Origin of the sequence: Synechococcales cyanobacterium T60_A2020_003 (genome assembly GCA_015272205.1) — a bacterium.
GTDB lineage: Bacteria > Cyanobacteriota > Cyanobacteriia > RECH01 > RECH01 > JACYMB01.
The window spans coordinates 24692-35300 of record JACYMB010000334.1; the positions used below are offsets into that span (position 1 = coordinate 24692).

Here is a 10609-nt window from a genome sequence, read left to right on the forward strand (position 1 = left end):
GTGACTCAAACCAACCTGATTTGTATCGAACTCGGCCATAAATGAAGGGAATGATCCTTTCCCTGCTTAACGGATAACGTGAACGATGCAAGCGCTAGAGGCTGAGCGGGCGATCGCTCTCTTCGATCCGTCTATCGTCAGATTGCCCCAGCGATCGCCCTCATTCAACACCTCGATGCGTTTCTACATATCTCGATGTATTTCTTAATACATGGGTCGTGAAACACCTAAAATTCGTTCACCATTCCAGGCGCAGTCCTTCATTTTTCATGTAGTTTTGTAAATCGACCATTTTGCCTTGCGGGACGATTTCGGCTACTTCTAGGTCAGGATGTTGGGTGATCAGCCAGCCTGCAGTGACCCCAGCTGCGCCCCCAACCGCCCATTCCGCATGGTGGACACGGGTGAGGGCGTTCACAATATGGGTGACGGCGATCGCCTTGCCGCCAATCAAGACATTGTCAACGTCCTGGGGAATCAGGCTTTCGAGGGGAATCTGGACGGGACGCACGTTGAATTCTCGCGAGGGTGCGCTGCTGGCTTCTCCGGAATCTTGCCCGTTGCGGTAGCGGCAGCCGTGGATATCGATGTCATAGTGGGCGATCGCCACCACGGAGGAGGTGAAGTCCCGACCTCCGGGTAAGTCTAGCCGCAGATCGGCTTCGCGCATCGTGAATTCGTCTTGACCGTAGGCCGATCGTCCCAAAATGCGCCGACCTTCGCGGATATAGGGAACCATGCTGAGGCCGTTCAGGGTTCCCATGGGCATCTCGGCTCCGTAGAGAAAAGTGAGGAGGGTGTCCGGTTGGCTGTAGGTTTCCAGCATCCACTCAGCAAAGAGTAGAGCGTGATCTTCCCCGTGACGAAGGGCGATCGCTGAAATTCCCCCCAGCCAGTTTTGTCGTTGTCCGTTGGCATCCAGTTCTGCATCAGTGAGAATCAGCGGTGGATCCATCCAACTCCAGTCGTTGCCCCGGTTCCAGTTCACCATCGTAATGTCGCCTGGGGCTGGGTGATCGACGAAGGGATCGTTGAGAACGGTACTGACTACTCGCCGATAGTTGAAAAAGCTGCGTCCCTCAAAGACGGGAAAGCCTTCCATATCAAATTTGTGGCGATGCTCGTCACGGGAGTATTGGGGTGATATGTCTTTGAAGGCGGCTTTGCTGGCTCCCTGATCATCGTGCAAGCCCAACAGAAAGGGATAGGTAAATGCCTGGGTACATTGGGGATTGTCGCGATCGGCGGCGTTGAGTTCTCCGGTGGTGGCTTGGGATTCGGAGCCGATCCGGTGGGGAAAATTGGCCCAGCCGACGAGTTCGCCTGTATCCGTGGCGTCGATTACGATCATGCGCTTGCCCGGTGGGGGTTGGAGGCGCAGGGGCGTTTTGGTGAAGGTGTTATCTCCCGACCAGGAGTACCAGGAAGCTAGTTCTTGGGATAGACGACCTTGGGGCACGTAGGTTGAATCTTTGGGCGTTCTCGCTACGGCATAAATGGCTGTAATGCTCTCTCCGGATTCGTCAAATTCTGCGCCTTTGAAAGCGGTTGAGGTGCGCCATTGGCTGTTGGGTGCAGATGGTTGGGCGGCTTGTAAGAGTTGCTCTGAGGCGATCGCCCCTGCGATAGGTGGGAAACAAAGGTGTCCGACCCAGCAACTATTGATATCGGAGACTTTAGCGCTGTCCGAGATAGGAACCCAGTCGGGCAAATCGACGGGTTGTTGAGCAATCAAGGCTTTGAAATTTTGCCAGCTTGGGGAAAAGTTTTGCAGGTCGCGCATGGTCAGCGATTCGTCGATCGCCGCGACGCCTTGGGAACTGATCTGTCCGCCGAGCCAGGGGGTTAGCTCGATGAGGCAGGTGGTGGCTCCGGTTTGCATGGCGTGGGAGGCCGCCGCCACACCACCGAGGGAACCCCCAATGACGACAACTTCGCACTCCCAAATTTCATCGGGGTCGGGCAGGGGGGTGAGGATGGGGCGACCGTTGGGGGAGGTTGCAGATGGGGCGATCGCTAAGTCGGTATCTTTGGCGCTTTCGGAAACGCTTCCATTAACGAATTCCAGGATTGCAGCCTCTTGCCAGCGATACCATGACCAGCATCCCCCAGCACTGAAGGCGAGAATTCCAACCACTGTGCCGAGTAAAGCTAGACGTTTTCTTTTTGCGGACTTCCTAACCACCGCTATCGTTCCTCACCGAATCTGACAACGTTGCCAATGACTTTCACTAAAACTTTTAGGGAACTCGTCAAAGCGGCCATTTAGCCACTATCTCTTAGCCTTTTACACCTCGCCTCCAAGTCCATTCAAGATTTCCCTAAAGCTGTTTAAACCCGCCTCTAAGAGCTAATTTATAAAGTAAATCTTAAGCCGTCGTTAAACGTCGAAGCATCAAGCGCATTCGGGAGCCATAAATCATCGCTTCACTCACCTCTGAGTCCACCTCATAGTCTTTGCCTAGCCGTCGAAATCGATTCACCCCCCCCAACGTTCGCTCGACAATCCAGCGCTTCGGTAATACCAATTCTGAGTGTTGAGTTCTCAGTTTTGAGTTATGAATGCATTGTTACGCCAGGGATATTAGCCTTTCATCTGTAGCCGGAATTTTTGAAATTGGTATAACACCTCAAAGATCTCTGATTGCCGCTGAATCACTTCAACCCGCACGCCCTCACCACAAATCTGCTGTACTGCCGTCGCAAAGTTCTTACCGGAACAGCCCTGATCCACCCAAACCACCTCTAACAGAGCCAACTGATCCTGGGACTCCTCCAAAACCACGACTGCTCCTAATCGGTCTGAGGCATTCGCTTCTGTCACGAGTACCCCAATCAGGAAACCTCTCGAATCTACGACGATATGCCGCTTACGCCCTTTAACCTTCTTGCCACCATCAAATCCGTAGACCTCCCCCTTTTTTCCGTCATCTTGACGGATTGGGAATCAGCGATCGCTACAGTAGAATCCTCCTCTCGTCCTAACTGTGTCCGCAGGTTTGCTCGGATCTGGTCGTGCATCTGTTGCCAGACTCCCTTGCGTTGCCATTTCCGAAAGTAGAAATACACGGTGCTGTACGGTGGTAGGTCGTGCGGTAGCATTTCCCATTGGCACCCCTTCCGCTGCACGGAGAAGATACCGTTGAGAATTTCTCGGAAATCCACTTCAACGGGATGGCCAAATCCTTTGGGTTTCGGGATGAGCGGGCGTAACACCTCCCACTCAGAATCACTCAGGTCACTTGGATAGGACTTGCGGGTTGGGTTGGCAATGTCCGGAAGTTGAGTCATGGTTGGGGCGATATCTTGGATTTGCATCTAGCCTAAAACTGGTTTCAGTTCCCCCTAACCCTGCTTTGGTTCTTCTTTATAAATCAGTACTTACATCTGATGCCGCTAGCTTAGGTAACATCATGACTCGCCATTGAATCTTGATCAGTGCGATCGATTGTTTCGTGCAGAAAGTCTAATATAGCTGTTGCCCGCTAGCTTAGGACATGGACATTTTATGCAATCCCATCGCGCGTGTTTGCTTGTAGCTGTTGTAGTTTTCGCAAAAAAGCGCACCTCTCTAAGAAGTGCGCCCTAGCTAGTTTTGTGATCCTGTGTATTAGTTTTAGGCTCGTCTAAAAGAAGGCAGGACGATGGCGAATCAGGCTGAGAAACTCTTCACGAGTTTTTTGGTCGTCTTGAAAGACACCAACCATCGCACTGGTGACCGTCCATGATCCGGGCTTCTGGACTCCGCGCATCACCATACACATGTGCGTAGCCTCCATCACAACGGCAACGCCGCGAGGATCCAAAACTTCCTGAATCGCTTCCGCAACTTGGCGGGTGAGTCGTTCCTGCACTTGCAAGCGACGGGAATACATTTCCACAATTCGCGCCACTTTGCTTAGCCCTACCACCTTTTGATTCGGGATATAGGCCACGTGCGCCTTGCCCATAAATGGCAGCATGTGGTGTTCGCAAAGGCTGAAAAAGTCAATATCTCTGACCAAAACCATCTCATTATGACCTTCATCAAAGATGGCACCGTTCACCAGCTTCTCCAGCGATTGGTTGTAGCCAGAGGTCAAGAATTGCATGGCTTCAGCAACCCGCTTTGGCGTCTTCAACAACCCTTCCCGTTCTGGATCTTCACCCACGCCTAACAAGATGGAGCGAACGGCATCCATCATGTCCTCTTTCGCGGTTTCAGGCACAGGATGAGGTTGGGAAACCTGTCCATGGGAGGTGCTGCGATCAGGACGAGAAGTAACTTGAGACGGCTTTTCCTTAGAGTCTGTGGATAGGGACATCGTACCGTTTGTACCGTTTGAAGCAATAGTCATAGGTTGTACAGTGTTATTTCCTGTGATCGATTTGGACAAGGGGCGATCGTTCGCTCAGTTACGGAACCAAGCGGTGAGCAAGTTATAGTGCTCCTGCACTAGGCATTACAATCAACTCTTCGATGACAGCCTCTTCGGGCATGAGGACGGCTTGAAGAATAGTTTGAGCAACGGTAGCGGGGGTCAGCATTTTGTCACGCCCAAAATCAGCGTGTACGGTGTCTGTATCCCAAATCGGCGTGTTGACCGCTCCGGGGCTGACAATCGTTACTCGAATTCCATTACTCCGCTCTTCTGCGGAGAGGGTTTTAGAGAGCGAAATCAAGGCGGCCTTGCTGACGTTATAGGCTCCCCACCCCGGAAACGCTTGATATCCTGCAATCGAGGCGACGTTAACGATGGTTCCCGATTGGCGATCGCGCATGGAGGGCAGCACGGCTTGAATACATTGAAAAACGCTGGTTAGGTTCAAGTCCAATACCCGCTGCCAATCCTCCAAGGGGATAGAGCGCAAATCCCCGGTATACCCAATTCCGGCGTTGTTCACCAGGATGTCAATCGGCTCGCCAGCGGTGGCGATCGCTTCCACCTTAGCCTTGACCTCATGCACCTGTGCCAGATCAACGGCGTAAACCTCAGCACTGACACCGAGTTGGCGCACGTGCTGAGCAACTGGCTCTAGGCGATCAGTGGAGCGACTGACTAAAGCTAAATCAATACCAGCCTTTGCAAACGCGATCGCCGTCTCTTTGCCGATACCGCTACTGGCTCCGGTAATCAAAGCACGTCGCTTTTGGGATAAAACCATGAAAAATCTCTAGTTGACACTGTTGAAACAATTGTTCTATCTACAGCGATACCTCCATCACGGCAGATCGCGAAAGAGAGGTGGACAGGAAAACCCCTAGCCCGCAGGCTGGATCATGTAGGAGCGGAGACAGATGCCAAAGAGCCGTAGAGCGATCGTTGGCAGCAAGAGTCGGCTAATCCTAAAGGTCATTAAGGCAAAGCACCTCTTTAATACTGGAAACTTTTGAAGGACGCACTAAGTAGCGCCCCATTCAGGGAGTGTGGTCAGGAAACGTCATCTAAATTTAGTGTAGGAACCTTAAATTCAGATGAACATCGTCACTTTACTCAAAAGCGACCTTTCGAAATTTTAGAATCGTAACGCTTCGTTACAAATCCCATATTGAATTATAACACCGCGTTTCTTCATTCCATGATGGAATTCTGTGCGGTGATTACCGAACTTTCGTGATGTTTTAGTGCCATTAGGATTAGAACGCCCTAGGATATGCCAATTCAATAGGACTTAAGCAGAGGCTTCAGTCGTAAACATACCAATGCGTCTAAATTTCTGGTAACGGATCTCCCGGCGCTCTGCACTGCTCAAGTGACTGAGTTCCGCTAGGTTACGGACAAGAGCCTCCTTCAACGTTTCAGAGGTTTGTAGTGGATCCGAATGAGCACCCCCGACAGGCTCCGGCAAAATTTCGTCTAAGATTCCCAGAGATTTCAAATCCGTTGCGGTGATTTTGAGGGCTTCTGCCGCCTGCGGAGCTTTCGCCGCGTCTTTCCATAAAATGGCCGCGCAGGCTTCGGGGCTAGCAACGGTATAGACAGAATGCTCAAACATCATGAGGCGATCGCCCACACCAATTCCCAAGGCCCCCCCCGATCCGCCTTCACCAATGACGGTGCAAATAATGGGTACATCGAGCCGAAACATTTCCCGCAAATTAAAAGCGATCGCCTCTCCTTGTCCCAGGCGCTCCCCTTCTACGCCAGGATACGCACCAGGGGTGTCAATGAACGTGAAAATGGGCATCCCAAAGCGGTTCGCATGATTCATCAGCCGCATCGCTTTGCGGTAGCCGCCCGGAGAGGCCATCCCAAAGTTGCGAACCACATTATCCTTAGTATCTCGGCCTTTTTGGTGCCCAATAATCACCACTGGACGCCCATCAATGCGGGCAATCCCACCCACTAATGCCTTATCGTCTGTTCCCGTGCAGCGATCGCCATGCAATTCGATCCACTCATCGCTAATAGCTTGTACATAGTCCAGCGTGCTGGGTCGGCGAGGATGCCGCGCCACCTGCAATCGTTGAGCAGGAGAGAGGCCACTAAAGATCTCCTGCCGCAACTGCACCGCACGATTCTCAAGCTGACGAATCTGGTCAGACACGTCTACGTCATTTTCCTCAGCCAGTTCGCGAATCTGGGCAATGCGAGATTCGAGTTCGATCAACGGCTTCTCAAAATCAAGAAGAATGGGTCTGCGTTCGGGGGTAGGCATAGCTATAAGATCTAGCGTTTGGCGTTTGAAGGGGGTGCGATCGCCCTTAAGGCGGTCTTTAAAGCTTGATGACCTGGATCTGGATGAAGATTCAGAGTCACCCAGCGTAGACGACTTAAATTAAGAGGGGTTGGAATCCGTGCTTGACCGAAACTTGGCCAATTAAATCCATTTTCTCCAGCGTGATTTGATTTCGCCCCCACGAGAAATTAGTGTAGAGCTTTTCAAACTCCAGCAGCATAGACTCCGCAAAGCAAGCAAAAAGCTGGCGGCCAGGAACGTCCATATTCACAATACTCATGATCCGCCAGTCGATATCCAGCGAATGCTCAACAATCCCACCATTCAACACATGAATCCCAGGATACTGAAGCTTCATGCCAAGATTTTTAGGGTATCCACCGTCGATTAGGAGGCACGGTTGCTTCAGCGTCGTTGGGTTAATCTCAATGCCCTTTGGCATACTAGCGACCCACACCACAATATCCGCTTGGGGTAGGGCTTCATCGAGGCTCATGATTTTACCTCGGCCTAGCTCCTCGTGCAGATTTTGCAACCGCTCTTGGTTGCGGGCAACAAGCAGCAGTTCTTTGACATCCATCCGGGCGTCGAGCCAGCGACAAACCGCGCTGCCAATATCACCTGTAGCGCCACAGACGGCAACCGTCGCATCCGAAAGATTAATCCCCAGTTTGGGTGCGGACTGCTCGACCTGCCGACAAATAATGTAAGCAGTGTGGGTATTGCCAGTGGTGAACCGCTCAAACTCCAGCTTCACGTTGCGTACCTGGCGAATCTGCTGGAGGTTAAAGTTTTCAAAAATAATGGAGGAGAACCCACCTAACGCCGTGATATCAATGCCGTGCTTTTGGGCATGAGCCATAGCGTTCACAATTTTGCGGGTCGCCGCTTTGATCCGACGGTTGGCTAGCATTTCTGGCAGGAAGCAGGACTCCACGTAACGTCCCTCAATTTCTTGCCCGGTTAAACTTTTAACCTTAATGGTGTCCACAATCTGAGGGGGAGCGCTACACCAAAAGTCCAAGCCTTGGTCGGCGTACTCTGGGTATCCTAAGTCTCGCGCAACTTCCTGGGCGTGCTCCAAACTTGTGAGGTGACCGATTAAACCAAACATGAAGTTCTCTACAACCCTGCCGACTGGCAATCCTAGCTAAATGACGACGATACCACGAACATAACCACAGTCCATTAAAAATACTACACAACTTTTTTCCCCGACGACATCTCTTTAGATAGGGCATGGGAATGTTTGAGGAAAAACTGAGGCGTAGATGGGTTGAGGAGATTGGCTTTAATAGAAATTCTGGGGAGTGCAAAACCTGCTCGTAGGAATTGGGATGGGATTGGGACGAGGTTAGAAGGAGCACTCGTTCTAAGGTTGTAAACGTTGAATTTAGAGAGTTTGTAAGAGCGGAATAGCTGACAGGAGCACTTGGGTGTACGGGTGCTGTGGATGACTAAAAATGGAAGCTGTATCGCCAATTTCAACTATTTTTCCAGCATTCATGACGGCGATGCGATCGCACAGGTACCGCGCCACCCAGAGATCGTGGGTAATAAAGAGGTAGGTCAGGTCAAATTCGTCTTTGAGTTCCAGCATCAGTTCTAAAACTTGGGACTGAACGCTAGCATCCAGCATACTTACGGGTTCGTCACAGATGAGAAGTTTGGGATGGGTAATCAGGGCACGGGCGATCGCCACTCGCTGCTGCTGCCCACCGGATAAATCACCGGGATAGCGATTATAAAATTCCGCCGCCGGAGTCAGCCCCACCCGCTCTAGCATCGCCACCACTGCCGTTTTTGCCCTGACCCGATCGGCAAGGCGATGAATTAGCAGCGGATCGGCAATACTTTGTCCCACGGTCATCAACGGATTCAGACAGGCACGCGGATCTTGAAAGACCATTTGCATTTGCCGCCGCTGCTGCTGCAGTGCTGCCCGGGGTAGGTGGGTGATATCCCGGCCTAAAAACTCTATCGTGCCGCTGGTGGGTCGCATAATTTGCAGGATGGTACGGGATAGGGTGCTTTTGCCACAACCCGACTCGCCCACCAAGCCCAGAATTTCACCAGGATACAGATCCAGGGATACGCCATCAACGGCGCGAATGGTGCGATCGCTTTTACCGTTTCCCGATTGCCCCGGCTTACTGAACAGTCGTGCGAGAAAACTTTCTTCTAGGGTGAAGTACTGTTTCAGATCCCGAATTCGCAGGAGAGGAATGGGTTCATTGGATTCCGCTATCGTTACTGTCGCTTGGGGAGTAAGGTTTGTGTCGGTGGAATCCGTTTGAATGTGGAGAGCGGATTGGAGGAGCGATCGCGTATACGGGTGCTGGGGATGGGTGAGGACGTCGCGCACCATTCCGGTTTCCACCATCTTGCCGCCATACATCACCGCAATGCGATCGCAGTATTCCGCCACCATTGCCAGGTCGTGGGAAATCAGGATTAGCGCCATTTGCCGTTCCTGGCAAAGGCGGGTTAGTTCGTTCAGAATTTGGGTGGCAACGGTGACATCCAGGCTGGTAGTGGGTTCATCGGCCACGATCAGCTTGGGATTTAGAAGTAGGGCAAGGGCGATCGCCACCCGTTGCCGCATACCGCCGCTAAATTCGTGGGGATATTGCCCCCAGCGCTCCGCCGGAATATTCACCGCCGCCAGGGTTTCCAGGGCTAGGGCTTTGGCGTCTGCGGTCGATAGGTCAGGACGGTGAGCTTGCAACGTTTCCAGGCAGTGGTCACCAATGGTCATCAGCGGGTCGAGGCGGGTCATGGGGTCTTGAAAAACCAGGGCAATGGATTCTCCCCGAAATATCCGCAGGTCTCGTGGGGACAGATCAAGCACCGATCGCCCCTCAAACGACACTTGGCCTTGGATCTGGCTTTGGGCGGGCAAAAGCCGCATGATCGCGCGTCCCAGAGTAGATTTTCCGCACCCCGACTCGCCCACTAGTCCTAGCCGTTCTCCGGGTTTCAGCGTAAATGACACATCATCAACTGCCCATTGAGTGCGATCGCCCGCTTCGTCCGCTTCGGTCTGGGTTGTTTGACGAAACGAATAGGGATAGGCAACCCGCAGTTGGTCAACCTGGAGCAAAACGTCGTTCATGGGCACATCTCGACGGAACAGAAAGTATCTGGGCGATCGCTGTTCATTATGACAGAAGGGGCGATCTGTCGATCGCCCCTCCTCGCTACAAATCAGTTAAATCAGCGAATTGATGAATCTACCCTTTGCGGATGGGGGTCCCGCAGGGATAGGTAGCTACAGGTTGACGAGATTCTTCCTCTAATTTAGGAAGGGCGATCGCAGGTTGTTCCTCAGCGGATTTCTGCTCCTCTAGGGCCACAAAGTAATCGCGGCGTAGTTGCTCTAGCAGTCCTTCCCGCTGATCGTACAAACGCTTCAGAGGACGAGCCGCGCATTGGTTCATGACGTAGGCTCCCATGACCGGGAGGGCGATCGTGCTGTCGGTGTAGCACACAACCGTATTCGGTAACTCATCGGGATCCACCTTGCCCCAGCTTACGGCTTCATTGGGCGTTGCTCCCGACAGTCCACCCGTATCAGGACGGGCATCCGTGATCTGCACGAAGTAATCATGCCCCCGCTCTTCCAGACCCAGAACCTCGTGAATTTGTGGCTGGGTTTGCAGCAGGAAGTTCTTCGGACTGCCCCCACCCAGAATCAAGGCTGCACTCTTGCCGTCTACGCCCGGAATACCCGAATGCCGAGCACCATAGGCGATCGCTGCGGTTTCGTTGACATCCTGCGAGGGATCAAGCACCAGCTTCGAGCCTTCCAGAGCCAAGGCAGCCACATTCATCCCAATGGAGCTATCGCCCGGAGAGGAGGTGTAGATAGGAACGCCGCACTCATAGGCTGTTGCCAACAGCGAGGAATGCTCTACGCCGATCTGTTGTTCAATGGCGTAAACGTACT

At 52.5% G+C, this 10609-nt stretch carries 7 protein-coding genes and 2 pseudogenes; all 9 read right to left on the reverse strand.

Annotation, left to right across the window (positions count from 1 at the left end; all coding sequences use genetic code 11):
* Positions 1–238: 238 nt before the first annotated feature.
* Positions 239–2071 (reverse strand): FAD-dependent oxidoreductase, encoded by a 1833-nt coding sequence (locus tag IGR76_16560; protein MBF2080079.1) that lies wholly within the window; start codon positions 2069–2071, stop codon positions 239–241.
* Positions 2072–2369: 298 nt separating this feature from the next.
* Positions 2370–2522 (reverse strand): annotated as a pseudogene (locus IGR76_16565) (transposase).
* 101 nt (positions 2523–2623) lie between these two features.
* Positions 2624–3291: pseudogene (locus IGR76_16570) on the reverse strand (IS5 family transposase).
* Between the two features lie 335 nt (positions 3292–3626).
* Positions 3627–4337 carry a GTP cyclohydrolase I FolE gene (gene folE, locus IGR76_16575; GenBank protein ID MBF2080080.1) on the reverse strand — a complete coding sequence of 237 codons (711 nt, stop codon included), beginning with the start codon at positions 4335–4337 and terminating at the stop codon, positions 3627–3629.
* A gap of 82 nt (positions 4338–4419) precedes the next feature.
* Positions 4420–5145, reverse strand: coding sequence for an SDR family oxidoreductase (locus tag IGR76_16580; protein MBF2080081.1), 726 nt, complete (start codon positions 5143–5145; stop codon positions 4420–4422).
* A 507-nt stretch (positions 5146–5652) separates the two neighbouring features.
* Complete coding sequence (gene accA / locus IGR76_16585; GenBank protein MBF2080082.1) at positions 5653–6639, reverse strand: acetyl-CoA carboxylase carboxyl transferase subunit alpha; 987 nt, start codon at positions 6637–6639, stop codon at positions 5653–5655.
* Between the two features lie 115 nt (positions 6640–6754).
* A complete protein-coding gene (locus IGR76_16590; GenBank protein ID MBF2080083.1) occupies positions 6755–7774 on the reverse strand; it encodes a long-chain acyl-[acyl-carrier-protein] reductase in 1020 nt (339 codons plus the stop codon).
* Between the two features lie 279 nt (positions 7775–8053).
* Entirely contained in the window at positions 8054–9775 is a 1722-nt protein-coding gene (locus IGR76_16595; GenBank protein ID MBF2080084.1) for an ABC transporter ATP-binding protein, read from the reverse strand.
* A 118-nt stretch (positions 9776–9893) separates the two neighbouring features.
* On the reverse strand, positions 9894–10609 hold a 716-nt coding region (locus IGR76_16600), incomplete at its 5' end, for a deoxyhypusine synthase family protein (protein ID MBF2080085.1).

Bases quoted from the DNA above. Each gene is read 5' to 3' on its own strand.
- IGR76_16590 (MBF2080083.1), bottom strand. From the start codon at position 7,774: ATGTTTGGTTTAATCGGTCACCTCACAAGTTTGGAGCACGCCCAGGAA.
- accA (MBF2080082.1), bottom strand. From the start codon at position 6,639: ATGCCTACCCCCGAACGCAGACCCATTCTTCTTGATTTTGAGAAGCCG.
- IGR76_16580 (MBF2080081.1), bottom strand. From the start codon at position 5,145: ATGGTTTTATCCCAAAAGCGACGTGCTTTGATTACCGGAGCCAGTAGC.
- folE (MBF2080080.1), bottom strand. From the start codon at position 4,337: ATGACTATTGCTTCAAACGGTACAAACGGTACGATGTCCCTATCCACA.
- IGR76_16595 (MBF2080084.1), bottom strand. From the start codon at position 9,775: ATGAACGACGTTTTGCTCCAGGTTGACCAACTGCGGGTTGCCTATCCC.